Source organism: Ectothiorhodospira shaposhnikovii, assembly GCF_047222355.1.
In the GTDB taxonomy this organism is placed as follows: domain Bacteria; phylum Pseudomonadota; class Gammaproteobacteria; order Ectothiorhodospirales; family Ectothiorhodospiraceae; genus Ectothiorhodospira.
Genome location: NZ_CP178333.1, coordinates 714,104 through 740,397 on the forward strand (window position 1 = coordinate 714,104; position 26,294 = coordinate 740,397).

Genomic DNA, 26,294 nt, shown 5'->3' on the forward strand with positions numbered 1-26,294 from the left:
ATGGCTGAGCCGCTGCGGGTGGCGGTGGCCGCCATCACCAATGCGCGCGATGAGTATCTGATCGCCCGTCGCCCCGCGCACGTGCACCAGGGGGGGCTATGGGAATTCCCCGGCGGCAAGATCGAGCCGGGGGAGACCCTGGCGGACGCCCTGTGTCGGGAGCTGCGGGAAGAACTGGACATCACGCCCCTGCGGTATCATCCCCTGATCACTCTGAATCACGATTATCCTGACCGACGGGTCTGCCTGGAAGTGGTGAAGGTCGACCGTTTCGAGGGGCAGCCCCGGGGCATGGAAGGGCAGCCGCTGCGCTGGGTGTCGGCCGACCAACTGCATGCCCTGGCGTTTCCGGCCGCCAATCGGGCCATCATCCAGGCCCTGACCCTGCCGGACCGTCTGGTGATCACGCCGGATCTGCGCTGCCCGGAAACCCTGCTGGACGGGCTGCGCCGGAGTCTTGAGACCGGCGGCCCGGCGCTGCTGCAGCTGCGCGCGCCACGCCTGAGTCGGGAGGATTTTGCCGCATTGGCCGAGATGGTGATTCCGTTGTGCCGATCCCGAGGTGTGCGGATCCTGCTGAACGCGGACCCCGAACTGGCCGTGTCCCTGGGGGCTGACGGCGTCCATCTCAATGCCCGCCGTCTGGCCACCCTGGCGGGGCGTCCCGATGTGCTGGATCGCCTGACCCTGGTGGGGGCCTCGGTGCATCATCGTGACGAGTTGGCCCATGCGGCCCGACTCGGTGCCCATTTTGTCCTGGTATCTCCGGTGGCGCCGACCCGTACCCACCCGGGTGCATCGGTGCTGGGCTGGCCGGGATTTGCGGCACTGGCCCGGCAGGCGGGCCGACCGGCCTATGCCCTGGGCGGCATGACGGTGGATGACATCGCCACGGCGCGGCATCACGGCGGGCAGGGCATCGCCGGCATCCGGGGGCTGTGGCAAGGGGCGACGGAGGCGGATTGAGTTCCGGTCCCGGGTGAGCGGCGGGGCGATCATCCTTTTGCGACGAGGATACAGGCATGGCGCACTGGTGGAGTTGGTTACTGATTCCCGTGATGTTGGGCCTGGGATACCTGGCCGGAGAACACTGGCTGCGGCCCCTGCTGGCGCCAGGAGATCCGGCAATGTCGGTCATCGAGGCCCCGTCCGGTTGTGAGCTGGACGACCGGGGCTGCCTGATGATGGTGGACGGGGAGGCGATTCGGGTCCGGGGGCCGGCGCGGATTCCACCGTTGGAGCGATTTGTCCTGCACCTGGAGGGCAGTGATTCCCTGGATCCTCTGGAGGTGTCCTACATCATGCCCGGCATGGACATGGGGCTGCACCGGTTTGAATTCCAGTCGGTGGCGGCGGGGAACTGGGAGGCAGAATCCGTGCTGCCGGTCTGCATGTCCGGACGCATGGACTGGCTGGCGCTGGTGCGCGTCCGTCTGGGGGATCAGATCCATGAACTGCGTGTCCCCGTGCAGCTGCGGCGGGAATAGCACGCCGCCCCCGGGTGTCCGGTGGCTACAGTGCGCAGCAGCTCAGCATGAACGGGATTTCCTCGTCGCACTGGGTCGAACGTGACTTCAGGTCACCGGCACGCAGGAACCGCACCGAGAAACGCTGACGTCCGGCGCTGATCTCGGGATAACAGGGGGCGTTGAGGGGCAGGGTGATGCGGATCATCTGCCAGGGTTGGTTGGTATCCAGGTTCTGTTCGTAAAAGCCCCGGCTCGCCGTCATGGGGCGAGGGGCGCCGGCATTGCGGATCAACTGCAGGATCACGCTGACGGCCTCCTGGATGTCTGCAAAGGGCTGGGCCCAGTCCAGCAGCAGCTGTCGCCGTTCCCCGGCGGGACGGGCCAGCCAGTAGTGATAGGCCGGCAGATCAAAGTCACAGGTGCCGCCGGGAATGGCAGTTCGCTGGCGGATGCCGTTGAAGAAATCGTTGCCCTTGACTTGCTGGTCCAGCTGGCCGTTGAGGGCATGGATACCGTCTATGAGTCGGCGATGTTTGTCGATCACCGTGTTCAGTCGGCGTTGGTCCACGCCGGGTTCGGTGCTCAACCGGTTCAGGTTGGTGATCTGTCGTTCGAGTTCCTTGATCAATTCACGTTTTACGTCCACCCGATTGGTGAGATTCATCATCTCGATCAGGGTGAGCAGACTGCCGTGGGTATCCGGCCCCGAGTCATGCTGAAGGCTGTGGTCAAAGCGCTGCATCAGCACTTCAAGACGCATGAACAGGCGCATGCGCTCATGCAGGGGTTGTTCGTAGATGATGGAACCCTTCACTGCAGCGGCTGCCGGGGGGGTGTGAACCACGTATTCATTGTTTTCCGATCTGCGGCCGAAATGAACGAACATGTTACCACCTTGGTAGGATGAGACCGGTGACTTCGGTATCCGGCATCAGTGTGCGACTGCCATCCGGAGGTATTGCTGGTGCAGCGCTTCCACCCGTGCAGGCAGAGCGTCCGCGGATCCCTCGTTGTCGATGACATCGTCGGCCGCCGCCAGGCGCTGTTCCCGGGAGGCCTGGACATCCAGGATGGCCTGGATCTGCCGTGGGGATGCACCGTCACGTCGCCCGGCACGTTCCAGCTGACTGGATACGGAACAGTCCACCAGGAGTACGCGATCGACCCGGTTGCGGGCCCCCGATTCCACCAGCAAGGGTATGACCAGCATGCAGTAGGGCGTCCCGGCCTTTGTTTTTTCTTGATCCATGGCTGCCCAGATCATAGGGTGGAGCAGCCTTTCCAGTCTGTGACGGGTTTGGCTGTTCCGGAATACCCGATCGCGCATGGCGGCCCGGTCCAGGCTCCCGTCTTGCTTCAGAATGGCGGGACCGAAGGCTTCCACCAGTGCAGCCAGCCCGGGCGAGCCGGGCGCCACGACCTGCCTGGCAATGATATCCGAATCGATGACCGTGACGCCTCTCTCTTCGAACAGGCGCGCCACGGTGCTCTTGCCGCTGCCGATCCCTCCCGTCAGTCCAATGGTGAGCATGGGTCAGCCGAGCATGCCGAGGTAGGTCTGTACGATGGTGTCGCCCCAGAGCAGGGCAATCCAGCCCGCGGCAGCCAGATAGGGACCGAAGGGAATGGGCAGATTGCGGTCACGTCCCAGCACGGCGATGAGCACCAGACCCACCACGGCACCCACCAGGGAGGACAGCAGGATGATCAGGGGGAGCATCTGCCAGCCCAGCCAGGCGCCCAGGGCGGCAAAGAGCTTGAAGTCACCGTAGCCCATGCCTTCCTTGCCGGTGAGCAATCGGAAGGCATGGTAGACGAGCCACAGGCTCAGGTAACCGAAGACGGCCCCCAGCAGGCTGCTGGTGGCATCGGTGAACAGCCCTCCCAGATTCAGTACCAGTCCCAGCCACAGCAGGGGCAGGGTGATGACATCCGGCAACAGGGTGGTGCGCAGGTCGATCACGGTCAGGGCAATCAGGGCCCAGGTCAGCAGCAGGGCCGCCGCGGCCACCCAGGTGACACCGAAATGCCAGACCACGGCCATGGATAGCAGGGCCGTGGCCATTTCCACCAGTGGGTACTGGGGAGAGATTCTGGCGCCGCACGAGGCGCACTTGCCTCTGAGGAACAGGTAACTGATGAGCGGGATGTTCTCCAGGGCCGTGATGCGGTGACCGCAGGCAGGACAGGCGGACCGGGGGATGACCAGGTTATAGGGTCCCTGGACCTCTTCGGCATGATCCAGGTTGCCTCCCCGTGACTGCAGCCATGCCCTTGCCTCGCTTTGCCACTGGCGTTCCATCATCATCGGCAGGCGGTGGATGACCACATTGAGAAAGCTGCCCACCATGAGGCTGAAGACACCGGTGAGGGTGAGCAGCAGGGTGGGGCTTGCGGCGAGAAGATCGATCACACCACGGCTCCAAGCTGGAAGATGGGAAGATACATGGCAATGACCAGACCGCCGACGACAATGCCCAGGAAGGCCATGATCATGGGTTCCATGAGGCTGGAGAGGCCGTCGACCATGTTGTCCACTTCCTCTTCATAGAAATCGGCGACCTTGCCCAGCATTTCGTCCAGGGAACCGGATTCTTCCCCGATGGCCACCATCTGTACCACCATGTTGGGAAATACCGCGGAATTCCGCATGGCCTGCTGGAGCTGGGTGCCGGCCGCGGTTTCGTCGCGCATGCGCAGGGTCGCTTCGGAAAAGAGGGCGTTGCCCGTCGCGCCGGCCACCGACTCCATCGCTTCCACCAGGGGGACACCGGCGGAGAACATGGTGGACAGGGTCCGGGCAAAGCGGGCAATGGCGGCCTTGCGCAGCAGTTCGCCCACCACCGGGATGCGCAGGGAGAGCAGGTCGAGCTGACGGCGGAAGGCGGCGGAACGCTGCTTGGCCTGGGTGAACCCGAACACCGCGGCGCCGATACCGCCGAAGATGGCCCACCAGTAGCTCTGGAAGAACTCGGAGATACCGATGACGAACTGGGTGAAGACGGGCAGGTCTGCGCCAAAGCCCTGGAACAGGTCCTGAAACTGGGGAACCACGAAGATGAGCAGGATGGCGGTGACGATGAAGGCCACCACGATCACGGCGGCGGGATAGAACATGGCCTTCTTGATCTTGGCCTTGAGGGATTCGGTCTTTTCCTTGTAGGTGGCAATGCGATCCAGCAGGGTTTCCAGGGCGCCGGACTGTTCACCGGCCCCCACCAGGTTGATGACCAGGTCGTCGAAGTAGGCCGGGTGCCTGGCCAGGGCGCTGGCAAAGGTGGCACCCCCTTCCACGTCCGCCTTGATTCGTAGGATCAGTTCCTGCATGGAGGGATTTTCGTGGCCCCGGCCGACGATCTCGAAGGACTGCACCAGGGGCACGCCGGCGCTCATCATGGTGGACATCTGGCGCAGGAAGATGGCGATGTCCTTGGGGGTGATCTTCTTCTTGCCGCCGAACAGCGGCTTGGGTTTCTTGCGTACCTTGAGCGGGTTGATACCCTGGCGCCGCAGTTCCGCCTTGGCCAGATTTTCGTTGGCGGCGGTGGTCTCGCCCTTGATCCGGACGCCTTTCTTGTCCACCCCTTCCCAGACGAACACCGTCATTGTCTCGGCCATGGTTTAGTCCTTGGTCACACGGTTGACTTCTTCAAGGCTGGTGACACCGGCCTTGACCTTGAGCAGACCGGCCCGCCGGAGGTCGTCGACGCCTTCCGCCCTGGCCTGTTCCGCCAGTTGCATCGAGTTGCCGCCATCGAGAATGATCCGCTGCATGGCTTCGGAAATGGGCAATACCTGGTAGATGCCCACCCGTCCCTTGTAGCCGTTGGTGCACTGGTCACATCCCACCGGCCTGAAGATCTTGAAGCCCTGGTTCACCTCGTCTTCGGTGAAACCCTCCTGCAACAGCACCTCCTTGGGGACGTCTTCGGGCGCCTTGCAATGGTTGCAAAGCCGCCGGGCCAGACGCTGGGCGATGATGAGCAGGATGGATGAGGCGATGTTGTAAGAGGGGACCCCCATGTTGGCCAGGCGGGTGAGGGTTTGGGGTGCGTCGTTGGTGTGCAGGGTGGATAGCACCAGGTGACCGGTCTGAGCCGCCTTGATGGCGATTTCGGCGGTTTCCAGGTCGCGGATCTCGCCGACCATGATGATGTCGGGGTCCTGCCGCAGAAAGGCCCTCAGGGCGGCGGCAAAGGTCAGCCCCACCTTGGGATTCACGTTGACCTGATTGATGCCCGGCATGTTGATTTCGGCGGGATCCTCGGCCGTGGAGATGTTCCGGTCCGGGGTGTTGAGGATGCCCAGGCCGGTATAGAGCGAGACGGTCTTGCCCGAGCCGGTAGGGCCGGTGACCAGGATCATGCCGTAGGGCTTGCTCAGGGCGTTGAGATAGAGTGCTTTCTGGTGCTCTTCGTAGCCCAGGGCGTCGATACCCAGGAAGGCGCTGGTGGGGTCCAGTATTCGCAGCACCACCTTTTCTCCGTAAAGGGTGGGGCAGGTGTTGACACGAAAGTCGATGGCCCGGTTCTTGGAGAGCTGCATCTTGATGCGCCCGTCCTGAGGGACGCGTCGTTCGGAGATGTCCATGCGGGACATCACCTTGATGCGGGCGATGATCCGGGGGGCCAGGTTCACCGGTGGGTGGGCCACCTCGTCGAGTACCCCGTCCAGGCGGAACCGCACCCGAAAGTCCTTTTCATAGGGTTCGAAGTGGATGTCCGAGGCCTTGCGGTTGATGGCATCCAGCAGCACCTTGTTGACGAAGCGGACCACCGGCGTGTCGTCCACTTCGCTTTCGGAAACCTCCGGGCCGCGGTCTTCGGTGTCCGTCATCTCCAGGTTGTCCAGGTCCTCGTCCATGAGGCCTTCCATCATCGAGGAGGCGTCGTTGAGGCTGTCCTCAATCAGCTTGGACAACTTGTCGTGTTCCACCAGCACCGGTTCGGTGGGGATGCCGGTGTTGAACTTGATTTCATCCAGGGCGCTGATGTTCATGGGATCGGACATGCCCACGAACAGCCGATTACCCCGCCGGAAGATGGGCAGGGCCTGATGCTGGCGGATCAGCTTCTCGTCCACCAGTTTGGTGGGCAGGTATTCCTTGTCGAGGGCGTCCAGATCGAACAGGGGGGTACCGAACTCTTCGGCCGCCGCCTGGGCCAAGCCGCGGGCCTCCACGATCTTTTCCGTCACCAGGTAGGCCACCAGGGGTACCCGTTTCTTGCGGGACTGATCCAGTGCCTTGTTGGCGTCGGCTTCACTGAGCAATCCGTCTTGAACCAGGCGCCGGGCAAGCCCGCTCAATGGAATGGAGGCGGCAGGTGTGGACATGGGGACTCTGGGTTTGGGCTGGGGCCTTCTTATCGCATGTTAGTAGCTGTCGTTATCAAGTCAACAAGGACTTTCAGAGATTGCGGGCCGGAATGGGTTGGAAGGCTTGGTTCGGTGGCGCCCTCCCGGACATCCGTGAAAATGGGCTTTCAGGGGGGCAGTCCGAGCTTCTTGAGCCGGTAACTCAGTTGCCTGGCCGTCAGCCCCAGCAGCCGGGCGGCGGTCGCGCCGTGACCTCCCGCCTGTTCCAGGGCGGTCAGCAGGACCTGTCTTTCCTGCTGTTCCAGCTGTTGCTCCAGGGGTTTGAGGGGTTCCCCGGCAAGCGGGGCAGGCGGCGTCACGGCACTGGGCAGTTGCAGGTCCTCCACCCGAATGATGTCGCTGTCGCACAGGGTGGCCGCCCGCTCCAGGATGTTTTCCAGCTCCCTGACGTTGCCCGGATAGTCGTAGGTCATCAGTCCCTGCATGGCATCCGGGCTGAGTCGCCTGGGCGGTTCCTGCCAGCGCTGGGCCAGCCTGGAGAGGATGTGTGACGCCAGATGCGGGAGGTCTTCCCGGCGCTCCCGCAGGGGAGGGACGCGCAATTCGATCACATTCAGGCGATAGAACAGATCCTGGCGGAACCGCCCCGCCTGCACCTCCCGGCTCAGGTCCTTGTGGGAGGCAGAGAGAATGCGCACGTCCAGGGCGATCTCGTGGGCGGCCCCGATGGGCTTGATGGCCCGTTCCTGGATGGCGCGCAACAGCTTCACCTGCATGTGCAGCGGCAGTTCCGCCACTTCATCGAGAAAGAGGGTCCCCCCCTGAGCCGCCTGGAACAGGCCCTGCTTGTCGGCCACTGCACCGGTGAAGCTGCCCTTGAGGTGACCGAAGAACTCGCTTTCCATGAGTTCGGCGGGGATGGCGCCGCAGTTCACCGGCACGAAAGGCCGATCCACCCGGGGACCCTGGCGGTGAATTTCCCGGGCCACCCTTTCCTTGCCGCTACCGGATTCGCCCAGGATGTAGACCGGTGCCTGGCTTCTGGCCAGCTTGAGGATGGTGGCCTTGAGCTGACGCATGGCCGGTGCATCACCCAGGAGATGCTCCTCCCTGGGTGGCTGGTGTCTGGTCGAGGCCGCATCATTGCCTTCACCGTCGCCGGGTTTGCCCAGTTTCAGGGCGCTGCCCACCAGATCCCTGAGGATGTTCAGGTCCACGGGCTTGGAGACAAAGTCAAAGGCCCCCGACTTGAGGGCCTGAACGGCGGAATCCATGCTGCCGTAGGCCGTGATGACCGCCACCGGCAGCTCCGGATAGTAGGCCTGGATGTGCTCCACCAGCTCGATGCCGTCACCATCCGGCAGGCGCATGTCCGTCAGGCACAGATCAAAGGGTTCGTTGCCGAGCAGCCGTTTTGCCTCCCTGACGGTCCCTGCGGAGCGGGTATGGAGCCGCATGCGGCCGAGGGTGATCTCCAGGAGTTCCCGGATATCCGGCTCATCGTCGATGATCAGTACGTTCTGGATGCTCATGCCTGTCGGGAGCGCCGGCCTTCCATGACGGGGGTGGTGGTTTCATGGGGCGGAAACTGAATGCGAAAGCAACTTCCGCCGGTGGGTAGCGGGATGTAGTCGAGCGTGCCGCCATTGTTTTCGCACAGCTCGCGGGAGATGTACAGGCCAAGTCCGGTGCCTTCATTGCCGGTGCTGACGAAGGGCTCGAAGAGTCGTCGGGCAATCGACGGGTTCACGCCGCGGCCCTGGTCGATGATGTCCAGGGTGGCGTGGCGACTCACGTCCCGGGTGCCGCCCTGGATCAGGATGCGCGCGGGCTGTCCGGCCCGGGTGCCATAGCGTAGGGCATTGGTGCACAGGTTCCAGACCACCTGATGCAGTTGCTCCGCATCAAAGCAGGCCCGGGCGTCCTCGGGCCGAATGGACAGCTCCAGTTGCGCGCGTTCCAGGTTGTGGTGCCGGCAGAATTCGTCGGCGAAGCGTTCCAGCCACGGTCGCAGGGCCAGGACCTCGATCCGGGGAGCCTGACGCCGGGACAGGTCCAGCACGTTCTGAATGACCTGGTTCATCCGGCGGCTCTGGTCCTGGATGATGCCCACCAGACGGCGGTCCGCCCGATTGAGCTCATCGGATTCCCCGAGCAGCTGGGCGGCATGACTGATGGCGCCCAGGGGGTTGCGGATCTCGTGGGCGATGCTGGCGGTGAGACGTCCCAGGGATGCGAGCTTGATGGACTGCATCTGTCTGCGCAGTTCCGCCGTGTCTTCCAGCAGGATGACGGTGCCGATGGGCTTGTCCACCCCCAGGCGGGTGAATCGTACCCGTAGTTCGGGGCTGTGCCCGTTGGCCGGGAGGGTCCGGTGACCGGCGCCGGTGGGATGTCGCAGCCACTCCTGCAGGGCACCGTAAAGTTCCGGCGCCAGGCGGCTCAGGTCGCTGGTATCGGCGGTCACCGGGTTGCCCAGCAGCAGCCAGGCGGACTCATTGATCAGGTAAACGTGCCGGTCATCATTGACCACGATGACGCCCGATTGCATGCGGTCGATGATGTGGGCATTGAGTTCGGCCATGTTGGCCAGGTCCACGCTGCGGCGCTGGGCCAGATCCTCGCTTTCCATGGCCCTGCGGGCCAGCACCAGGGCCAGCAGGGCGGTGGCGAACAGGCCGGCCCCCAGCAGGCCGGTCTGGGTGAGGGCGGAATCGCGGCCGGGTTCAAACCAGTAGCCGTGGATCTGCGCCAGCAGCAGGGCGATGGAGGCCAGCGCGGCAAAGAACAGGGCGGGGCGCCCGGGCGCCAGCAGTCCCAGGCCGGCAATGGCCGGGATTGCCAGCATGCCCAGGCCGCTGGTGACGCCTCCGCTGGTGTAGGTGAGCAGGGTGATGAGGCTGATGTCCGTGGCCGCCTGCAGGTAGATCTGCAAGGATGCCGGAAGTCGCCGTAACCGTGCGACAATGCCGAACCCCAGGCTCAGCAGCAGATAGGTGAAGGCGAACAGCAAAAACAGGCGGGGATGGGAACTGCCGAGCGCCTGGGGGCCGGTGCCGAAGACCTCCAGGGCCGTGAGCATACCCGCCACGAAGAAGCGATAAAGACTGAAGAGTCGCAGCGCACGCCAGACATCGCCGGCGGCGCTCCCGACGACGCCATGCTCCGGCATCATCCGGTCCGACAGGAGAAAAGACATGCTGCCCGCATTCTGCGTGGACGTCCGGTCTCACACCACAACGCGGCTCATTCTCGTGTAGACTCTTGCGACAGGGCCAGATCCCGGTGAGACTCGGAGCAGAAGGGTTTGCCGCCTTCCCACAGACTTTCCTCCTCGGGAATGTGCAGGCCGCAGTAATGACAGCGCAGCATCTTGCCGGAGGTCTTTTGCCGGAGCTTGGCGGGATGCTCGGGGCGGGGTACGTCCGGTGTCTTGAGCATGAGCCGGACCACCATGAAGACCAGAACGATGGATGCGATCAAGAACAGGATTTGCATGGCGTGGTGATTCGATTTTGAGTGGTGTATGAGAAGGTACTACAGAACGTGTGTCGGCGGTGAGTCCGTCAGCCCCGAGGCGTCATGTCCGCCGGGGCACCCGCCGTCTCCATCCATACCTTTGATACTGTGAAACTATGAACCTTCATGAATTCCAGGCCAAGGGCCTCTTTCGCGATTATCGGATTCCGGTGCCGTCCGGTGTCTCCATCGAGGGGCTCGACGACCTGGATGATGCCATGAATACCCTGGGAGGCGATGCCTGGGTCGTCAAGGCCCAGGTGCATGCCGGTGGTCGCGGCAAGGCCGGTGGCGTCAGGCTGGTCCGGGGACGTGATGCACTCAAGGCCGCGGCCGAGGACCTGCTGGGTACCACTCTGGTTACCCACCAGACCGGCCCCGCGGGCCTCCCCGTGAACACCCTGCTGATCGAATCCCTCACCGACATCCGGCGTGAGCTCTACCTGGGCCTGCTGGTGGACCGGGCTACCCGCCGTGTCGCCATCATGGCCTCGGCGGCGGGCGGCATGGACATCGAGGAGGTGGCCGCCAGCACCCCGGAGAAGCTGCTGACCCTGTTCGTGGATCCGGTCGCGGGCATCATGCCTTATCAGGGGCGTCGCGTCGCCTTTGCCCTGGGCCTGGAAGGCCGGCAGGTCAATGAGTTCGTGGCGCTGCTCACCCGGCTCTATACCCTGTTCATCGAAGCCGATGCCAGCCTGATCGAGATCAACCCGCTGGTGGTCACCGGAGAGGGCGGCCTGGTGGCCCTGGACGGCAAGATCAACCTGGACGACAACGCCCTCTACCGGCACCCCGCCCTGGCGGCGTTGCGGGACGCCAGCCAGGAAGATGCCCGCGAGGCCAGGGCCAGGGAGCATGAACTCAATTATGTTCGCCTGGACGGCAATATCGGTTGCATGGTCAACGGCGCGGGACTGGCCATGGCCACCATGGACCTGATCAAGCTCCACGGCGGTGAGCCGGCCAACTTCCTGGACGTGGGCGGCGGCACCACCGCGGCCCGGGTGACCGAGGCCTTCAAGCTCATCCTCTCCGACGACTCGGTCAAGGCCGTGTTCGTGAACATCTTCGGCGGCATCGTCCGCTGTGACCTGATCGCCGAGGGGATCATCGCGGCGGTCAAGGAAGTCCATGTGGGCGTGCCCGTGGTGGTACGCCTGGAAGGCACCAACGTGGAGCAGGGCCGGGCCCTGCTGGCGCAGAGTGATCTCAACATCATCGCCGCCGAAAGTTTGACCGATGGTGCCCTCAAGGTGGTGAAGGCCGCGGCCAAGGCCGCCTGACGGGCAGGGGACGAGCGGGCCGGCATGCCGGATTCAGACAGACGAAGCTGACACGGATTCTTCATGAGCATTCTCATCGACAAGCATACTCGGGTCATCTGCCAGGGGTTCACCGGCAAGCAGGGTACTTTCCACACCGAACAGGCCATGGCCTACGGCACGCGGATGGTGGGCGGAGTCACCCCGGGCAAGGGCGGACAGCGGCATCTGGGGCTGCCGGTGTTCGACACCGTGCATGACGCGGTCCGCGATACCGGGGCCAATGCCACCATGATCTATGTCCCGGCCGCCTTTGCCGCCGATGCCATCCTGGAGGCCGCGGATGCCGGGATCGAGATCATCGTCTGTATCACCGAGGGGATTCCCGTGCTGGACATGCTTAAGGTGAAGGCCGCCCTTACCGGCAGCCGTTCCCGGCTCATCGGTCCCAACTGCCCGGGTGTCATCACCCCCGGGGCCTGCAAGATCGGCATCATGCCCGGACATATTCATCAGCCGGGCAAGGTGGGTATCGTCTCCCGTTCCGGGACCCTCACCTACGAGGCGGTCAAGCAGACCACCGACGCGGGCCTGGGGCAGAGCACCTGTGTGGGTATCGGGGGCGATCCCATCCATGGGATGAATTTCGTCGACTGTCTGCGCCTGTTCCAGGAGGACGCGCAGACCGAGGGCATCATCATGGTGGGCGAGATCGGCGGCAGTGCCGAGGAGGAGGCCGCGGCCTTCATCCGCGATCACGTGACCAAGCCGGTGGTGGCCTATATCGCCGGTGTCACCGCGCCGCCGGGACGCCGCATGGGGCATGCCGGGGCGATCATCTCCGGTGGTCAGGGGACCGCGGATCAGAAATTCGCTGCCCTGGAGGCGGCCGGTGTCGCTGCGGTGCGTTCGCCCGCGGAGATGGGGGGGCGGCTCAAGGCCCTGATGGGCTGACGGCCAAGGGTTTCCATGTTCACGGACCACCACCCCGACGGGGTGGTGGTCTCCTGTTGTCACCTGTTTTTGAATGTTCGGACCATGACAGACATCCTCAAGATCGCCCTGGCGCAAATCAACCTTCTGGTGGGCGACGTGGAAGGTAATGCCGAGCGGGTGGTGGCCGCGGCCCGCGAGGCCAGGGACTGCCATGGCGCCGATCTGGTGCTGTTTCCCGAGCTGACCCTGACCGGTTATCCGCCCGAGGACCTTCTGATGCGGGGCACTTTGCTGCAACGCTCCGAGGAGGCCCTCAAGCGCATTGCCCGGGAGGTGTCCGGGATCGATGTGGTGGTCGGTCTGCCCCTGAGGGAATCGGGATACCTCCATAACAGCGCCGCATATCTGCGTGACGGCAAGGTGCTGGCCCGTTATCACAAGCAGGTCCTGCCCAATTACAGCGTGTTCGACGAAAAGCGCTATTTCCATCCCGGCGAGGGGCCATGCGTGGTGGAGGTCAAGGGCCTGCCGGTGGCCCTGGCCCTGTGCGAGGACATCTGGGTCTCAGAGCCGGCCCGCCGGGCCCAGTCCGCCGGTGCCCGGCTGCTGCTCAGTCTCAATGCCTCGCCCTTCCACCTTTCCAAGCACGAGGAACGGTTGGCGGTCCTGCGCGAGCGGGTTCATGAGAGCGGTCTGCCGGTGGTCTATCTGAACCTGGTGGGCGGCCAGGATGAACTGGTCTTCGATGGTCATTCCCTGGCCGTGGACCGGGACGGTGCATTGAAACTGAGCGCGCCCGCCTGGAAAGAGGGGATTTATACCCTGGAAGTGCATTTCGATCGTCGTGACATCAGTTTCAGCGGCGGCATCCTTGCGCCCCCGCCATCCCCCGAGGAGAGCCTGTACCAGGCCCTGGTGCTGGGGGTGCGGGATTACGTCAACAAGAACGGTTTCAGCGGCGCCCTGCTGGGCTTGTCCGGAGGCATCGACTCCGCGCTCACCCTGTGCATCGCCGTGGATGCCCTGGGGGCGGAACGGGTGGAGGCGGTGATGATGCCCTATCACTATACCGCCGGCATGAGCCGGGAGGATGCCGCCGCCCAGGCACGGACTCTGGGGGTGTCCTACCGGGAGATTCCGATCGCGCCCATGGTCGAGGCCTTCATGAACGGTCTGGCGGAGGTCCTGGCCGGTCTGCCCGCGGACACCACCGAGGAGAACATCCAGGCCCGCTGTCGGGGTACCCTCCTGATGGCCATCTCCAACAAGACCGGTCGCATGCTGTTGACTACCGGTAACAAGAGCGAGATGGCGGTGGGCTATGCCACCCTCTACGGGGACATGGCCGGTGGCTTTGCCCCGCTCAAGGATGTTTCCAAGCTCTGGGTCTATCGCCTGGCCCGGTATCGTAACACCCTGGGGCCGGCCATCCCCGAGCGGGTGATCGAACGTCCGCCTTCGGCGGAACTGGCTCCCGATCAGCGGGACGAGGACAGTCTGCCCCCCTACGAGATCCTGGACGGGATCCTGGAGCGCTTCGTGGAACAGGATCAGTCCTTCACCGATATCGTTTCCGCGGGATTCGAGCCGGCCACCGTGCGCCGGGTGATGGGCCTGGTGCTGCGCAGTGAATACAAGCGCCGCCAGGCCCCGCCCGGAGTCCGGGTGACCCGTCGTGCCTTCGGTAAGGACCGGCGCTATCCCATTACCTCCGGCTATGGCCGATTGCTCAGCTAGGGCGATCCCGTGGCACCTTCTTCCCACCTCTGCAGGTAATTGCAAACCATGAAAAAGATTGAAGCCATCATCAAGCCGTTCAAACTGGAGGACGTCCGCGAGGCGCTGATGGAGATCGGCGTGACGGGATTGACCGCCACCGAGGTCAAAGGTTTCGGCCGGCAGAAGGGGCATACCGAGCTGTACCGGGGAGCCGAGTACGTGGTCGATTTCATCCCCAAGGTGAAGCTGGAGATCGGTGTGGATGACAGCCTGGTGGATGCTTGCGTGGAAGCCATTCTGAAGGCGGCCAGAACCGGCAAGATCGGGGACGGCAAGATCTTCGTCACCGACATGGAGCGGGCCATCCGCATCCGCACCGGCGAGGAAAACAGCGACGCCCTGTAAAATCGGGCGGGAGCCTGAAGTGAGAGAGCGGCAAGCTTCGTGGCTATGCCGCTCTCTCCCGACACCCGGCTAGCGGTACGTCACCACTTCATCCAGGCGCCGCCGATGGGAGGATTCCGGCAGTTCCGCCGGGTACCCCACGCAGAGCAGGGCCAGCGGCCGCAGGCCCTGCTCCAGTGACAAGGTGTCGGCCACGGCCTGTTCATCGAACATGCCCACCCAGGTGGACCCCATTCCCGCCGCCACCACCGCCAGTTGGGCATAGGCGGCCACGATGGTCGCGTCCTGAATGGAGAACAGGTCCCGGCCCCGTTCGCCGTACTGTTCGGCCGAGCGTTCCGCATCGCTGCAGAAGACCAGGCAAACAGGAGCTTCGGCGATGAACTGCTGTCCGTGGGCTGCCTCCGCCAGCCCGGTCCGCAGGGTCGCATCCTTCACGCAGATGATGCGGTAGGATTGCAGGTCGCCCGCCGAAGGGGCGGTCACCGCGGTTTCAAGGATCGCGTGCAGCTTCTCCGGTTCCACCGGCATGTCGGCCTGGTAGCGACGGATGGAATGCCGGTGTCTGACGGTCTGAAAGAAATCCCACATCCTCAACCTCCCCCTGTGTCGTGTATGGATCGTCGTCCCGGAATCAGGCGCCCTGCCTCAGTCGTTCGGCCCGCTCCGGAAAATTCAGTTCCAGCACCCGCAGTGCGTCCCCGGCCAGATCGTCGAGCCGCAGCCGCCGATAGGCCTTCACCATGACCTCCAGGGCATCGGGCACCGCTTCGGCGCCTTCATAGTGTTCCAGTACGTAGCGGCCCCGCTGGGCCGCCGCCAGCCAGGCGCCCCGGCGCATGTAGAAGTCCGCCACATGCATCTCATGGGCGGCCAGCCGGTTTCGCAGATGAACCATGCGCTGACGCGAGTCTTCGGCGTAGCGGCTGTCGGGGAACGTGCGCACCAGGGTGCCGAAATCATCGAAGGCGTTGCGCTGGGGGACCGGATCACGGCGTGCCTGATCCTGCGGAATCCAACGATTGAGGAAGCTCTGATCCCGCTCATAGTTGATCAGGCCGCGCAGATAGTAGGCATAGTCCACATGAGGATGCCGGGGATTCATCTGGATGAATCGGTCCACGGCCGCCAGCGCCATTTCCGGCTCCTGGGCCTTGTAATAGGCGTAGGCGATCTCCAACTGGCCCTGCTGGGCGTGACGGCCGAAGGGGAATCGGGCTTCCAGGATCTCGTAGTACTCCACGGCCTGATCGAAATTCCCCCGGTCCAGGGCCGCCTTGGCCTCTTCGTAGAGCTGGCTGGCGGACCAGTCCCGGGTGGGGTCCTGGCGCATGCCGGCGCAGCCGGAGGCCAGGACGGCGATGAGCAGGAGGGTCAAGGCTGGGCGAAGAGCTGTCATTGGGCGCTAAGACGGAAGATAATTGAGGCATTGAGTATAACCGACGGCCCCCGGCACATGACCAGAACCATCAAACTCGCGGGGGAAATCCCGCCCGAACTGGCCGGCAGGCGTCTTGACGCCGTGCTGGCCCAGATGTTCCCGGACTATTCCCGTAGCCGTATCCAGCAGTGGATCGACGAGGGTGCGGTGGAGGTGGCCGGGGAGCGCCCGCACCTGCGTCAGAAGACCTGCGGGGGAGAGCCGGTCCTGATACGGGTGTCACTGGATGACCCGGGCCGGGATGTGGCCGAGGATTTGCCGCTGGATCTGGTGCACGAGGATGATCACCTGTTGGTGATCAACAAGCCCGCCGGGCTGGTGGTGCATCCCGCCGCGGGGCATCCCCAGGGTACGCTGGTCAATGCCCTGTTGCATCATGCCCCGGAACTGGCGCATCTGCCTCGTGCCGGCATCGTGCATCGCCTGGACAAGGAGACCTCCGGGTTGCTGGTGGTGGCCCGCACCCTGGCATCCCATACGGACCTGGTGCGCCAGCTCCAGGCCCGCACCGTGGGTCGGGAATATCTGGCCCTGGTACAGGGCGCCCTAGTGTCCGGCGGCACCGTCGAGGCCCCCATCGGCCGCCATCCGGTGGACCGCAAGCGCATGGCGGTGGTGACGGGGGGGCGGGAGGCCATCACCCATTACCGGGTGGAGGAACGCTTCGCCAACCATACCCTGCTCAGGGTCAACCTGGAAACCGGACGCACCCATCAGATCCGGGTCCACATGGCCCATCTGCATCACCCCCTGGTGGGGGATCCGGTCTATGGCGGACGCCCGCGGTTCCCGGCCGGTCTGTCCGATGAGGCCATGGCAATCCTGCGGGGGTTTCGGCGTCAGGCGCTGCACGCCACCCGTCTCACCCTGGAACACCCTGACGGGTCTGGTTCCCGGCGCTGGGAAGCCGGCCTCCCGGAGGACATGGAGGCACTGCTGCAGGCCCTGCGCACCGGCTGAACCGACCCGTCACCCCGACGAGCGGGGTTTCCCTGATGTGTTCCAGGCGTTATCATTGTTCCGTTTTCGCCGAGCGCGAAAACACTTGTCAGGCAACAGAGGCTTAATTGTCGATGGACAGTTGTTGTAGGTGCATGCGTGGTGAGGCCGTGAGCGGCCACGGACCGGCATGTGACTGCGTCCGTCGGGGCCAGCCCCTCCAGCGGTAATCCACCGCGCCCGGGCTCCCTGATGGACCGCATCGCGTCGGTCGGATCAGGGAAACCGGTATCGCATCATCCCGAAAGTGTGTTGTCATGGGCGCCATGGCGTCCCCGTGCGGGGTGAATGTCTGCCGTCTCCGGGTATCGATGGCCCCGGATCTGCCTGTTTCCCGGTCATCCCGGTCTCTCCCCATGCTGCATCGGCCCTCGAGGCCGTGTCCCAGCGTATTCCGATCGGTCTGCCGCCGCGGCAGCCAAGGAGAGAATCATGACCCGGATCATCAAGAACATGAGCAGGCTGATGAGCCTGGCCCTCAAAACCCTGGAATCCCCGGCCCGCCGCGCCCCCGATGCCAACCCCGTGGCCGAGGCGGTGACCCGTGCCTGTCGCCATGGCGATTTCGGCAGTGCCCGGCTGAGCTTTCTCAAGCTGGCCGGTCAGTCCCAGATCCGGGTACTCCAGACCATGGATGACCGCTCCATCCGCCGCCTGACCCTGGGACTTCCCGATGCCACTCTGGCGCGCCTGTGCGCCCAGGGACCTGCCCCCCTGACTGAAACCATCGTCCGGTCCCTGCCGGAGGGCCGTCGTCGCGGCGTGTCCCTGATGTGCGAGCAGCATCGTCGCCATCAGGCCTGACCGCGGTTGTATGAATCGCCGGTGTTTTTTCCGACTGCATGTTCCAACCGGGCCAAGGCATGGAATTGACTCATATCTACGATCTGGATGAACTGAACGAATACCTCTCCCAGGGGGATCTGTCCGCGGTGCGTGGCTGGCTGGACGAGATGCGCATACAGGACATCGCCCAGGCCCTGATGACCCTGGACGGCGAGGTCCGTCGTGATGTGTTCCGCTTGCTGCCCCCGGGGCGGCGGGCGGATGTCTTTGCCTACCTGGACCCCCATCACCAGCTTCAGCTCATCCGCCAGGTCTCCGTGGACGAGGGGCGTCATCTGTTGTCCGAGATGCTGCCGGATGACCTCACCGCCCTGCTGGAGGACCTGCCCAAGGATGAGGTCCGGCAACTGCTGCGCCTGCTGCCGTTCCGTTCCATTCGTCGTGCCCTGACCCTGTTGGGGTATCCGGAGGACAGTTGCGGTCGGCTCATGACCACAGCCGTGGTGAGCGTGCGTCCTGACTGGAGCATGGCCCGTGCCCTGGATCATCTCCGGGTGCAGGCGGGTCGCGGCGAGACGGTCAACCTGGTCTACGTCACCGATGAGGAGGGCGGATTGCTGGGCGTGCTGGCCCTCAAGCATTTCCTCAAGTCACGGGTGGATGTCCCGGTATCGGAACTCATGACCGGCCGCGTGGTGTCCATCGACGCCCATGCGCCCCAGGAAGAGGCCCTGCGGATGATGCGTCACTACGACCTCCCGGCCCTGCCGGTGGTGGACCGGGACCGTGAACTGCTGGGTATCATCACCGTCGACGACGTGCTGGACGTGGAGCAGGAGGAGAGCACCGAGGACTTCCAGAAGATGGGGGCCGTGGGGAGCCTGCACCTGAGCCTGCGCCAGGCCCATCCCTGGCTTTTGTATCGCAAACGGGTGGGCTGGTTGCTGATCCTGGTGGCGGTGAACATCATCGGTGGTTTCGTCATCGCCGGGTACGAGGAGGCCATCGAGGCTCTGGTGGTGTTGGTGTTCTTCCTGCCCCTGATCATCGACAGCGGCGGCAACGCCGGGGCACAGTCCGCCACCTTGATGGTCCGTGCCCTGGCCACGGGCGAGGTGCAACCCCGGGACTGGTTGCGTCTCTGGGGCAAGGAACTGGGAGTGGCCACCGCCCTGGGGGCGACCATGGCCCTGGCCGTGTCCGGTCTGGGGCTATGGCGGGGCGGCATGGAGATTGCCGTGCTGGTGTCGGTGGCGATGATGCTGGTGGTGCTGGTGGGAAGTCTGGTGGGCATGATCCTGCCCTTGCTTCTGGCCCGCCTGCGCCTGGATCCGGCCACGGCCAGTACGCCGCTGGTGACGTCCATCGCCGACGTGGCGGGCATCATGATCTATTTCGGCCTGGCGGCCACCTTGCTGGGACTCCATGGACAATGACCGATTCACTCAAGCACGCGCCTTTTTTCGAGCAAATGCGTCGACGCGACTGGGAGAGCCTGAAGACGATGCTGGCCTCCCTGCAGAACCAGGACGTGGCGGCACTGAGCCAGGCCTTGCCCGCCGAGGACTGGGTGCCGTTGATCCGGCTGCTGCCCAGGGATCGCATGGCTCATGTGTTTTCCTATCTGAGCCTGGAACAACAGGCCCGCATCCTGGCCGAGCTGAGTGATGATGAAAATGCCCGCCTGCTGACGGCTTCGTCCTACGACGACGTGGCGGAACTGCTGGAGCGTCTGCCGGAGTCGGAGTCCGCCCGTCTCATGGCCCTGTTGCCCAAGCCGCGGCGGCGGGTGGTCAAGGGCTTGCTGAATTATCCGCCCGACAGCGCGGGCCGCCTGATGACGCCCGGTTTCGTGGCCGTGCGTCCGGACTGGACCCTGGAGGCGGCACTGGCCTACCTGCGTGATCATTTCTCCCAGGGCGAGACCGTGAACGTGGTCTTCGTCACCGAGGCGGACGGTCACTTGCTGGGGGCGATCAAGCTCAAGGATCTGCTGTTCGGACCTCCCCGCCGCCGGGTGGACAGCCTGCTCAAGGAGGCGGTGGTCCGGGTGCAGACCCGGGCCGACCAGGAAGAAGCCGCCCGCCTGATTCGTCATTATGACCTGGAAGTGTTGCCGGTGGTGGATGAGCGGGAGGTCCTGGTGGGAATCATCACCGTGGACGATGCCCTGGACGTGGTGGAGGAGGAGACCACCGAGGACTTCCTGCGCATGGGCAGCGTGGGCACCATCGCTCCCGGCCTCAAGGATGCGGCCATGAGTCTGCTCTACCGCAAGCGGGTCGGGTGGCTGGTGATCCTGGTGTTCGTGAACCTGTTCAGCGGGGCGGCCATCGCGGTGTTCGAGGCCGCCATCGAGGCCGTGGTGGCATTGGTCTTCTTCCTGCCCCTGGTGATCGCCACCGGCGGCAACGCGGGCTCCCAGGCCTCCACCCTGATGGTCCGAGCCCTGGCCACGGGGGATGTTCAGTTGCGTGACTGGCTCGGGCTATGGGGCAAGGAGCTGTTTGTGTCCGTTGCCCTTGGGGTGACCCTGGGACTTGCCGTCTGGGGCGCCGGGATCTGGCTGGGCGGGCCGGACGTGGGGCTGGCGGTGGCCGTGGCCATGGTGCTGGTGGTGATTTTCGGCAGCATGATCGGGATGTTGCTGCCGGTGATCCTGACCCGCCTGAAGCTGGATCCGGCCACCGCCAGCGCCCCCCTGATCACGTCCATCGCGGACGTGGGGGGGATACTGGTCTATTTTTCCGTGGCGACGGCCATTCTGCAGCTGGGCTGAGGTCGGCGTCCGCCTGGCGGCGTCACATCTCCCGTCCGAAGGCGTCCTTGAACCGGGCCTTGATGTCTTCAAGGCTCGGACGATGGTTCTGCGGTCCGGTGTGTTCGATCTTGATGGCGCCCATCACCGCCGCCACCCGACCCGTGGTTTCCCAGTCCAGGCCATTCATCAATCCCCACAGCAGGCCGGCCCGGTAGGCATCGCCACACCCGGTGGGATCCTTGATCCGGGCGATGGGCGCGGCCGGGATGCGCAGGGTCTTGCCGCCGGTGTAGATCACCGAGCCTTCCCCGCCCTTGGTGATGATCAGGGCCTCCACCTGGGCCGCCAGCTCCTCGGGGTTCCAGCCGGTGCGCTCACTCATCAGCTGGGCCTCGTAGTCGTTCAGGGTCACGTAGGTAGCCTGTTTGACGAACCGGCGCAGATCCACCCCGTCGAACATGGGCATGCCCTGGCCCGGATCGAAAATGAAGGGAATGCCGGCTTCGGCAAACTGTTCCGCATGCTGGATCATGCCGTCCCGGCCGTCGGGAGAGACGATACCCAGGGTGACGCCCTCGGCGTCGCTGACCTTGTTGAGGTGAGCGTCATTCATGGCGCCGGGGTGAAAGGCGGTGATCTGATTGTCGTCCTGGTCGGTGGTGATGAAGGCCTGGCCGGTGTAGTGTTCGGGGATCATGCGGATGTGCCGGCGGGAGATGTCGCATTCATCCATCCACTGGGCGTAGGGCTCGAAATCCGCGCCCACCGTCGCCATGGGCAGGGGATCACCCCCCAGCAGTTTGAGGTTGTAGGCAATGTTGCCCGCGCAGCCGCCGAACTCCCGGCGCATGTCCGGTACCAGGAAGGAGACGTTGATCATGTGCACCTTGTCCGGGAGGATGTGGTTCTTGAACCGGTCGGGGAAGACCATGATGGTGTCAAATGCATAGGAACCGCAGATCAAGGCAGACATTGGAACTCCTCTGGATGACGGGGGGTGAACGGGGATGAATCCCTGTCCGGATGGGCTGACATGATAGTGATCCGGACCGGTGATTGCGAACCTCCACGGATCTGATGGTCTGAAATGAGATTCGTTTGATCGAAAGATTGCCGATTTCCTGCTAAAAGAATAGCTCTGCAACCATCAAGACACGGGGTATCGTTGTCATGACCAGTACAGCGTGTGCAGTGGCGGGCCGTGACCGCCATCAGTCTCTGGGCGAGGAGATCGCCAACAGTATCAGCCACGGGGTGGCCCTGGCGGCGGCGTTGGTGGGCATGCCGTTTCTACTGATGGAAGCGGTGCGCATCGGCAGTCCGGGATTTATTGTCGGCGTCAGCATCTTTTCCGCCACCATGGCATTGCTGTATCTGGCCTCCACCCTCTATCACGCCTTGCCCCAGGGGCAGGGCAAGCGGGTGTTCAAGATCCTGGACCATTCGGCCATCTATCTGCTGATTGCCGGGACCTACACACCCTTCACCCTGGGTGTGCTTAGTGGTCCCTGGGGCTGGACCCTGTTCGGTCTGGTGTGGGGGTTGGCGGCCCTGGGGGTGTTTCTCAAGTCCCTCAATGGCCTGTCTCACCCCGTCCTGTCCACCGGGCTGTACCTGCTCATGGGCTGGCTGGTACTGATCGCCATCGTGCCGCTCTATCAGTTGATGGCGCCGGCGGGGCTGATCTGGCTGGTGGCCGGCGGCCTGGCCTATACCGGCGGTGTGGTGTTCTATGCCCTGGACCATCGTCTGCCCTACGGGCATTTCATCTGGCATCTGTTCGTGGTGGCCGGGACGGTCTGCCACTACTTTGCCGTGCTCTGGTACGGGGCCGGGGTTGCCGCCTGAGCCTTGTGGGGGGCGGTCAGTGTGGGCAGCGAAGGTCCGTGGCCGGTGACGGGGCGCATTCCCCGGAGGGCGCGGGGTGGGGCCATGCCACCGTGTCCCGGGTCCGCCGGTAGAGTGGCTCACCGGGTGCCAGTCGCAGGGCGCATGCCGCGGCCTCCTGGGCCGCCGGCCCGCAACCGAGGGCATGCAGCACGTGGGCCAGGTTGTTCCAGCCCGCGTGGGAGGTCGGATCGCGGGTGACAAGTGCCCTCAGGGCTCGTTCCGCGCCCTCCAGATCCCCCTGGGCATAGCGGGCATTGCCCAAGCCGATCCAGCCCACCGGATGTTCGGGCCAGGCCCGGGTGGCGGTGAGATAGGCCCCGGCGGCGGCTTCCAGTCGGCCGGTACGCTCCAGGTCATTCGCGGCCCGCAGCCAGCTCAGTGGCGTGGCGGTGGCGGGAAGCCGATCCGGTGGCTGAGCCAGAAAGGCCCAGTATCCGGCGCGGCGCCAGGTGCGCTCGAAGCGGCGCAGGGTATTCACATGGCGTTCGATGGTGCCCGAGCGCAGTATCACGATGCCCTCGTCCAGGTCGTAACCGATGACCACGGCATAGTGCCAGTAGGGCGCCAGGTTCAGTCCCAGATTCTGAAACACCACCACCGGATGCCCAGCCGCCAGCTCCCGTAGCAGGGCATCCATGCGGGGCGGCAGCGGCCATGCCACCAGCTCCCTGGCCCGTGTGGCCGCCAGCATCTCAGTCTGCAGGCTGCCCTGGCGTGCGGGCAGATAGATCTCGCTCACCAGCGCTTGCGGCGTGATCTCGATGCCCTGGACATTGAGCGCCGTGGCCAGGGCGGCGGGACCGCACTGATAGAGATCCTGGGGATGAAACGGGGTATCTTCCAGCTCCACCTGCCGGGGCAGGTCGCCGGGTGGATTGCCGAGCAGGGCGGGGGCCTGCAACCGGGTGGCACAACCCGAGAGCAGCAGGCCGGTCAGGATGATCAGCAGGGCCACGGGGAGCACCCAAGCCCCCCCGTGGCTCCGGCACGGATGGCCGGTGGCGGGAATCAATTCACCGGGCGGACGAAGGGGAACACGTCCGTGGCGCCGATGGCATCGGTGATGATGAAGACGATGAAAATGAGCACCACCACGCCCAGGACGCTGGCGGCCCCGGCCGGCAGTTCCTCCAGTCGCTCATTGAGCTGGCGTACCTCCTCGTCGGTCATGCGGGCGATGCGCTCGGCGGCTTCTTCGTTGCTGACTCCCAGGCGCGCCAGTTGCTGTTGTACATCCGCCCGTTCCAGGCTGGAGAGCAGTTGCGCCCGGTCCACCAGTCCCTGTTCCGTCTGGATCAGACGATCGGTTCCCACCATGCCGGCATGAAGGGGGCTGGTGACGGCGGCCAGCAGCGACAAGATGCACAGCAGGGTCAGCAGGCGTCTGATCAGGGGGTGTCGGGTCATGGAGAAGCCTCGTGGTGATGTGAATGTGGACACGATTTCATTGTCCTGCCCCCGCAACCGCCAGGTCAACCAGGGGAATGTTTCAGGTCGGGGCGAGGCGGTCGAGGCGCTGATGCGTTAATATGACAGGCTTCCCGGGCCTCGTGTCCGCCAGGGTCCCCTCACCCCATGAAACGGGCCTCATCCAAGGAAATCTTCGGCTGGGCGATGTTCGACTTCGCCAATCAGGCCTATACCCTGCTGATCATCACGGTGATCTTCGGGGACCTGTTCACCCGGGTGATCGTGGGGGATGCCCATTCGGACTACCGGCTCGGCAACCTGCTGTGGAGTATCGCCCTGGCGGTCAGTTATCTGCTGGTGGTGCTGTCCGGGCCGGTGGCGGGGGCCATCATGGACTTTTCCGCCGCTCGCAAGCGCTTTTTGTTCGCCAGTTATGTGCTCACCGTGGTCTCCACCTCCCTGCTGTATTTCGTCGCGCCCGGTTACATCTGGCTGGGCATGGCGCTGATCGTGGTATCCAATTTTGCCTATGCCATCGGCGAATCCTTCATCGCCAGTTTCCTGCCGGAGCTGGGGCCTCGCGAGGAGTTGGGCTGGATCTCGGGGTTTGGCTGGGCGCTAGGCTATGTGGGCGGACTGGTGGCCACCGCCTTCGCCCTGGTGGCCCTGGGTGAGGTCAGCGAGGAAAACTTCGAGCGTATCCGCTGGGTGGGGCCATTTGCCGCCGTGTTCTTCCTGGTGGCGGCCATTCCCACCTTCCTGTGGCTGCGGGAACGGGGACGGGCCAGGCGTCTGCCGGGGTTGCGTCAGTACGTGGGTATCGGCTTTCGGCGGGTGAGGGCGACGCTCGGGGATCTGGCCCATTACCGCGATCTCACCATCCTCATGGTGTCGGTATTCTTCGCCATGGCCGGTATCTACATCATCATTTCCTTTACCTTCATCTATGGCGCCCAAGTGATCCAGTGGGATGAAAAGGTCCGGGTCTGGATGTTCATCACCGTCCAGCTCACGGCGGCGGTCGGTGCGCTGGCCTTCGGGTTTCTGCAGGACCGGGTGGGGGCCCGGCGCACCTATGTGGCTACCCTGAGTCTTTGGGTCGTCGCCGTGACCCTGATCTTCGTCACGCCCTGGCTGGGGCGTTTTCTTGACTTTGAAGCCCAGTATGTCTTCCTGGTGGTGGGGAGTGTGGCGGGACTGTGCCTGGGTTCCACCCAGTCGGCGGGGCGTGCCTTGGTGGGGGTGCTGTCGCCCCGGTCGCGGGCGGCGGAATTCTTCGGTTTCTGGGGGCTCTCCGGCAAGCTGGCGGCCATTGTCGGCCTGCTGGGGCTGGGGTTTCTGCAGGTCCTGTTCGGGCTGCATCTGTCGATTCTGTTCTGCGCCCTGTTGTTCGGGCTGGCGCTGCTGGCGGCCCTGAGGCTGGACGAGACGCGGGGGCGGCGGGTGGCCGAGGCGAGGGAGTCCCGTCGCGGATAACATCGGAAACTTCTATTGCCGTAACATCCTGTTATCATCTCCCTCCCCGAAACGCCCGCGCCAATATTCCGGAATCCCAACCCATGACTGTGACCGTCGTTTATCCCGGGACTTTCGATCCCATTACCAACGGCCATGCCGATATCGTGCGTCGTGCCTGCCGGATGTTCGACAGGGTGCTGGTGGCGGTGGCGGCCAATCCCAGCAAACGGCCGGTTTTTACCCTGGATGAGCGGGTGGCGCTGGCGCGCACCGTACTGGCGGACATGGGCGACAAGGTGGAAGTGAAGGGCTTTTCCGGCCTGCTGGCGGAGTTCGCCGCCGCCAACGATTCGCGGGTTCTGCTGCGGGGATTGCGTGCCGTGTCCGATTTCGAGCACGAATTCCAGCTGGCCAGCATGAACCGTCACCTGTCCCCGGACCTGGAGACCGTGTTCCTGACGCCGGCGGAGGAATATGCCTTCATATCCTCAAGTCTGGTGCGGGAAGTTGCCATGCTGGGCGGCGATGTTTCACACTTCGTTGCCGATAGCGTCAAGGCTGCGTTGATTGATCGCTTGCGCTAAACTGTGCGGTCAAGCGCTGAACGCCATATATAACTACATGTGATTGAGTTTGAAGAGGAAAGTGCATTATGGCCCTGATGATTACCGATGAATGCATCAACTGCGACGTGTGTGAGCCGGAGTGCCCCAACGGCGCGATTTCCCCGGGCGATGAGATCTACGTGATCGACCCGGCGCTGTGCACCGAGTGCGTGGGCCACTTTGATGCACCCCAGTGCGTGGAGGTCTGCCCGGTGGACTGCATTCCCCTGGACCCGGACAACCAGGAGACTCAGGACGAACTCATGGCCAAGTTCAAGCGCATCACCGGCGCGGCTTGATCAAGCCGGAAGTTCC

27 protein-coding genes are annotated in these 26,294 nt (G+C 64.2%); 14 read left to right on the plus strand and 13 right to left on the minus strand.

Annotated elements, in window-relative coordinates:
• Window positions 1–966, plus strand: a complete 966-nt coding sequence (locus ACLF6L_RS03175) for a Nudix family hydrolase (RefSeq protein ID WP_238617408.1) — start codon at window positions 1–3, stop codon at window positions 964–966.
• A gap of 56 nt (window positions 967–1,022) precedes the next feature.
• Window positions 1,023–1,487 carry a hypothetical protein gene (locus ACLF6L_RS03180; RefSeq protein WP_412852354.1) on the plus strand — a complete coding sequence of 155 codons (465 nt, stop codon included), beginning with the start codon at window positions 1,023–1,025 and terminating at the stop codon, window positions 1,485–1,487.
• Window positions 1,488–1,512: 25 nt separating this feature from the next.
• On the opposite strand, the gene zapD is transcribed toward ACLF6L_RS03180, so the two are convergent.
• The 8 genes from zapD to ACLF6L_RS03220 all read right to left on the minus strand — a co-directional run bounded on the left by zapD (window position 1,513) and on the right by ACLF6L_RS03220 (window position 10,283).
• Complete coding sequence (gene zapD, locus ACLF6L_RS03185; protein ID WP_412852355.1) at window positions 1,513–2,355, minus strand: cell division protein ZapD; 843 nt, start codon at window positions 2,353–2,355, stop codon at window positions 1,513–1,515.
• A gap of 45 nt (window positions 2,356–2,400) precedes the next feature.
• Complete coding sequence (gene coaE / locus ACLF6L_RS03190; RefSeq protein ID WP_412852356.1) at window positions 2,401–3,000, minus strand: dephospho-CoA kinase; 600 nt, start codon at window positions 2,998–3,000, stop codon at window positions 2,401–2,403.
• A 3-nt stretch (window positions 3,001–3,003) separates the two neighbouring features.
• Window positions 3,004–3,819 (minus strand): prepilin peptidase, encoded by an 816-nt coding sequence (locus ACLF6L_RS03195; RefSeq protein ID WP_238617487.1) that lies wholly within the window; start codon window positions 3,817–3,819, stop codon window positions 3,004–3,006.
• 59 nt (window positions 3,820–3,878) lie between these two features.
• A complete protein-coding gene (locus ACLF6L_RS03200; RefSeq protein ID WP_238617412.1) occupies window positions 3,879–5,087 on the minus strand; it encodes a type II secretion system F family protein in 1,209 nt (402 codons plus the stop codon).
• A gap of 3 nt (window positions 5,088–5,090) precedes the next feature.
• Entirely contained in the window at window positions 5,091–6,803 is a 1,713-nt protein-coding gene (gene pilB / locus ACLF6L_RS03205) for a type IV-A pilus assembly ATPase PilB (protein WP_238617413.1), read from the minus strand.
• A 149-nt stretch (window positions 6,804–6,952) separates the two neighbouring features.
• Window positions 6,953–8,317 carry a sigma-54-dependent transcriptional regulator gene (locus tag ACLF6L_RS03210; RefSeq protein WP_238617414.1) on the minus strand — a complete coding sequence of 455 codons (1,365 nt, stop codon included), beginning with the start codon at window positions 8,315–8,317 and terminating at the stop codon, window positions 6,953–6,955.
• Window positions 8,314–9,984, minus strand: coding sequence for a sensor histidine kinase (locus tag ACLF6L_RS03215; RefSeq protein ID WP_412852357.1), 1,671 nt, complete (start codon window positions 9,982–9,984; stop codon window positions 8,314–8,316). Before ACLF6L_RS03215 ends, ACLF6L_RS03210 begins: the two co-directional genes overlap by 4 nt.
• Window positions 9,985–10,031: 47 nt before the next feature.
• Window positions 10,032–10,283 (minus strand): PP0621 family protein, encoded by a 252-nt coding sequence (locus ACLF6L_RS03220; RefSeq protein ID WP_238617416.1) that lies wholly within the window; start codon window positions 10,281–10,283, stop codon window positions 10,032–10,034.
• Between the two features lie 137 nt (window positions 10,284–10,420).
• Here ACLF6L_RS03220 and sucC point away from each other — a divergent pair, with 137 nt between their 5' ends.
• From sucC to ACLF6L_RS03240, 4 genes are all read left to right on the plus strand, one after another.
• On the plus strand, window positions 10,421–11,590 hold the full coding sequence (sucC, locus tag ACLF6L_RS03225; RefSeq protein ID WP_238617417.1) for an ADP-forming succinate--CoA ligase subunit beta: 1,170 nt from the start codon (window positions 10,421–10,423) through the stop codon (window positions 11,588–11,590).
• Between the two features lie 63 nt (window positions 11,591–11,653).
• Entirely contained in the window at window positions 11,654–12,523 is an 870-nt protein-coding gene (gene sucD, locus ACLF6L_RS03230) for a succinate--CoA ligase subunit alpha (protein ID WP_238617418.1), read from the plus strand.
• A gap of 84 nt (window positions 12,524–12,607) precedes the next feature.
• Window positions 12,608–14,242, plus strand: coding sequence for an NAD+ synthase (locus ACLF6L_RS03235; protein ID WP_238617419.1), 1,635 nt, complete (start codon window positions 12,608–12,610; stop codon window positions 14,240–14,242).
• Between the two features lie 48 nt (window positions 14,243–14,290).
• Window positions 14,291–14,629 (plus strand): P-II family nitrogen regulator, encoded by a 339-nt coding sequence (locus tag ACLF6L_RS03240; RefSeq protein WP_008931000.1) that lies wholly within the window; start codon window positions 14,291–14,293, stop codon window positions 14,627–14,629.
• 69 nt (window positions 14,630–14,698) lie between these two features.
• On the opposite strand, the gene ACLF6L_RS03245 is transcribed toward ACLF6L_RS03240, so the two are convergent.
• Window positions 14,699–15,220 carry a nitroreductase family protein gene (locus tag ACLF6L_RS03245; RefSeq protein WP_008931001.1) on the minus strand — a complete coding sequence of 174 codons (522 nt, stop codon included), beginning with the start codon at window positions 15,218–15,220 and terminating at the stop codon, window positions 14,699–14,701.
• Between the two features lie 43 nt (window positions 15,221–15,263).
• Window positions 15,264–16,028 carry an outer membrane protein assembly factor BamD gene (locus tag ACLF6L_RS03250; RefSeq protein WP_412852358.1) on the minus strand — a complete coding sequence of 255 codons (765 nt, stop codon included), beginning with the start codon at window positions 16,026–16,028 and terminating at the stop codon, window positions 15,264–15,266.
• A 57-nt stretch (window positions 16,029–16,085) separates the two neighbouring features.
• On the opposite strand from ACLF6L_RS03250, the gene rluD reads away from it, so the two are divergent.
• From rluD to mgtE (ACLF6L_RS03270), 4 genes are all read left to right on the plus strand, one after another.
• Window positions 16,086–17,030: a 23S rRNA pseudouridine(1911/1915/1917) synthase RluD gene (rluD, locus tag ACLF6L_RS03255; protein WP_412852359.1), complete on the plus strand. Its 945-nt coding sequence runs from the start codon at window positions 16,086–16,088 to the stop codon at window positions 17,028–17,030.
• A gap of 471 nt (window positions 17,031–17,501) precedes the next feature.
• Window positions 17,502–17,873, plus strand: a complete 372-nt coding sequence (locus tag ACLF6L_RS03260) for a hypothetical protein (RefSeq protein WP_008931004.1) — start codon at window positions 17,502–17,504, stop codon at window positions 17,871–17,873.
• A gap of 59 nt (window positions 17,874–17,932) precedes the next feature.
• Entirely contained in the window at window positions 17,933–19,291 is a 1,359-nt protein-coding gene (gene mgtE, locus ACLF6L_RS03265) for a magnesium transporter (RefSeq protein ID WP_238617422.1), read from the plus strand.
• Window positions 19,288–20,634 (plus strand): magnesium transporter, encoded by a 1,347-nt coding sequence (gene mgtE, locus ACLF6L_RS03270; protein WP_412852360.1) that lies wholly within the window; start codon window positions 19,288–19,290, stop codon window positions 20,632–20,634. Before mgtE (ACLF6L_RS03265) ends, mgtE (ACLF6L_RS03270) begins: the two co-directional genes overlap by 4 nt.
• 22 nt (window positions 20,635–20,656) lie before the next feature.
• Here mgtE (ACLF6L_RS03270) and ACLF6L_RS03275 read toward each other — a convergent pair whose 3' ends face one another.
• The gene (locus ACLF6L_RS03275) at window positions 20,657–21,589 is read right to left on the minus strand and encodes a carbohydrate kinase family protein (RefSeq protein ID WP_238617424.1); all 933 of its coding nucleotides are present in this window, start codon (window positions 21,587–21,589) and stop codon (window positions 20,657–20,659) included.
• A 197-nt stretch (window positions 21,590–21,786) separates the two neighbouring features.
• On the opposite strand from ACLF6L_RS03275, the gene trhA reads away from it, so the two are divergent.
• The gene (gene trhA / locus ACLF6L_RS03280; RefSeq protein WP_238617425.1) at window positions 21,787–22,464 is read left to right on the plus strand and encodes a PAQR family membrane homeostasis protein TrhA; all 678 of its coding nucleotides are present in this window, start codon (window positions 21,787–21,789) and stop codon (window positions 22,462–22,464) included.
• Window positions 22,465–22,480: 16 nt separating this feature from the next.
• Here trhA and ACLF6L_RS03285 read toward each other — a convergent pair whose 3' ends face one another.
• Window positions 22,481–23,470, minus strand: a complete 990-nt coding sequence (locus tag ACLF6L_RS03285; RefSeq protein WP_412852361.1) for a PA2778 family cysteine peptidase — start codon at window positions 23,468–23,470, stop codon at window positions 22,481–22,483.
• 44 nt (window positions 23,471–23,514) lie between these two features.
• Entirely contained in the window at window positions 23,515–23,913 is a 399-nt protein-coding gene (locus ACLF6L_RS03290; protein WP_008931010.1) for a DUF6627 family protein, read from the minus strand.
• 168 nt (window positions 23,914–24,081) lie between these two features.
• Here ACLF6L_RS03290 and ACLF6L_RS03295 point away from each other — a divergent pair, with 168 nt between their 5' ends.
• The 3 genes from ACLF6L_RS03295 (at window position 24,082) to ACLF6L_RS03305 (ending at window position 26,278) form a co-directional block, all read left to right on the plus strand.
• Window positions 24,082–25,392 (plus strand): MFS transporter, encoded by a 1,311-nt coding sequence (locus tag ACLF6L_RS03295; protein ID WP_412852362.1) that lies wholly within the window; start codon window positions 24,082–24,084, stop codon window positions 25,390–25,392.
• Window positions 25,393–25,475: 83 nt separating this feature from the next.
• Complete coding sequence (gene coaD / locus ACLF6L_RS03300; protein WP_238617428.1) at window positions 25,476–25,958, plus strand: pantetheine-phosphate adenylyltransferase; 483 nt, start codon at window positions 25,476–25,478, stop codon at window positions 25,956–25,958.
• 68 nt (window positions 25,959–26,026) lie between these two features.
• Entirely contained in the window at window positions 26,027–26,278 is a 252-nt protein-coding gene (locus tag ACLF6L_RS03305; protein WP_008931013.1) for a YfhL family 4Fe-4S dicluster ferredoxin, read from the plus strand.
• The last annotated feature ends 16 nt before the right edge of the window (window positions 26,279–26,294 follow it).

Coding starts and splice junctions, on each gene's coding strand:
- ACLF6L_RS03215 (WP_412852357.1), bottom strand. CDS start 9,984: ATGTCTTTTCTCCTGTCGGACCGGATGATGCCGGAGCATGGCGTCGTC.
- mgtE (WP_238617422.1), top strand. CDS start 17,933: ATGGAATTGACTCATATCTACGATCTGGATGAACTGAACGAATACCTC.
- coaD (WP_238617428.1), top strand. CDS start 25,476: ATGACTGTGACCGTCGTTTATCCCGGGACTTTCGATCCCATTACCAAC.
- ACLF6L_RS03290 (WP_008931010.1), bottom strand. CDS start 23,913: ATGACCCGACACCCCCTGATCAGACGCCTGCTGACCCTGCTGTGCATC.
- ACLF6L_RS03245 (WP_008931001.1), bottom strand. CDS start 15,220: ATGTGGGATTTCTTTCAGACCGTCAGACACCGGCATTCCATCCGTCGC.
- ACLF6L_RS03175 (WP_238617408.1), top strand. CDS start 1: ATGGCTGAGCCGCTGCGGGTGGCGGTGGCCGCCATCACCAATGCGCGC.
- ACLF6L_RS03200 (WP_238617412.1), bottom strand. CDS start 5,087: ATGGCCGAGACAATGACGGTGTTCGTCTGGGAAGGGGTGGACAAGAAA.
- ACLF6L_RS03195 (WP_238617487.1), bottom strand. CDS start 3,819: ATGGTGGGCAGCTTTCTCAATGTGGTCATCCACCGCCTGCCGATGATG.
- sucC (WP_238617417.1), top strand. CDS start 10,421: ATGAACCTTCATGAATTCCAGGCCAAGGGCCTCTTTCGCGATTATCGG.
- ACLF6L_RS03210 (WP_238617414.1), bottom strand. CDS start 8,317: ATGAGCATCCAGAACGTACTGATCATCGACGATGAGCCGGATATCCGG.
- coaE (WP_412852356.1), bottom strand. CDS start 3,000: ATGCTCACCATTGGACTGACGGGAGGGATCGGCAGCGGCAAGAGCACC.
- zapD (WP_412852355.1), bottom strand. CDS start 2,355: ATGTTCGTTCATTTCGGCCGCAGATCGGAAAACAATGAATACGTGGTT.
- ACLF6L_RS03275 (WP_238617424.1), bottom strand. CDS start 21,589: ATGTCTGCCTTGATCTGCGGTTCCTATGCATTTGACACCATCATGGTC.
- ACLF6L_RS03250 (WP_412852358.1), bottom strand. CDS start 16,028: ATGACAGCTCTTCGCCCAGCCTTGACCCTCCTGCTCATCGCCGTCCTG.
- rluD (WP_412852359.1), top strand. CDS start 16,086: ATGACCAGAACCATCAAACTCGCGGGGGAAATCCCGCCCGAACTGGCC.
- ACLF6L_RS03220 (WP_238617416.1), bottom strand. CDS start 10,283: ATGCAAATCCTGTTCTTGATCGCATCCATCGTTCTGGTCTTCATGGTG.
- ACLF6L_RS03180 (WP_412852354.1), top strand. CDS start 1,023: ATGGCGCACTGGTGGAGTTGGTTACTGATTCCCGTGATGTTGGGCCTG.
- pilB (WP_238617413.1), bottom strand. CDS start 6,803: ATGTCCACACCTGCCGCCTCCATTCCATTGAGCGGGCTTGCCCGGCGC.
- ACLF6L_RS03295 (WP_412852362.1), top strand. CDS start 24,082: ATGAAACGGGCCTCATCCAAGGAAATCTTCGGCTGGGCGATGTTCGAC.
- mgtE (WP_412852360.1), top strand. CDS start 19,288: ATGACCGATTCACTCAAGCACGCGCCTTTTTTCGAGCAAATGCGTCGA.
- trhA (WP_238617425.1), top strand. CDS start 21,787: ATGACCAGTACAGCGTGTGCAGTGGCGGGCCGTGACCGCCATCAGTCT.
- ACLF6L_RS03305 (WP_008931013.1), top strand. CDS start 26,027: ATGGCCCTGATGATTACCGATGAATGCATCAACTGCGACGTGTGTGAG.
- ACLF6L_RS03260 (WP_008931004.1), top strand. CDS start 17,502: ATGACCCGGATCATCAAGAACATGAGCAGGCTGATGAGCCTGGCCCTC.
- ACLF6L_RS03235 (WP_238617419.1), top strand. CDS start 12,608: ATGACAGACATCCTCAAGATCGCCCTGGCGCAAATCAACCTTCTGGTG.
- ACLF6L_RS03240 (WP_008931000.1), top strand. CDS start 14,291: ATGAAAAAGATTGAAGCCATCATCAAGCCGTTCAAACTGGAGGACGTC.
- sucD (WP_238617418.1), top strand. CDS start 11,654: ATGAGCATTCTCATCGACAAGCATACTCGGGTCATCTGCCAGGGGTTC.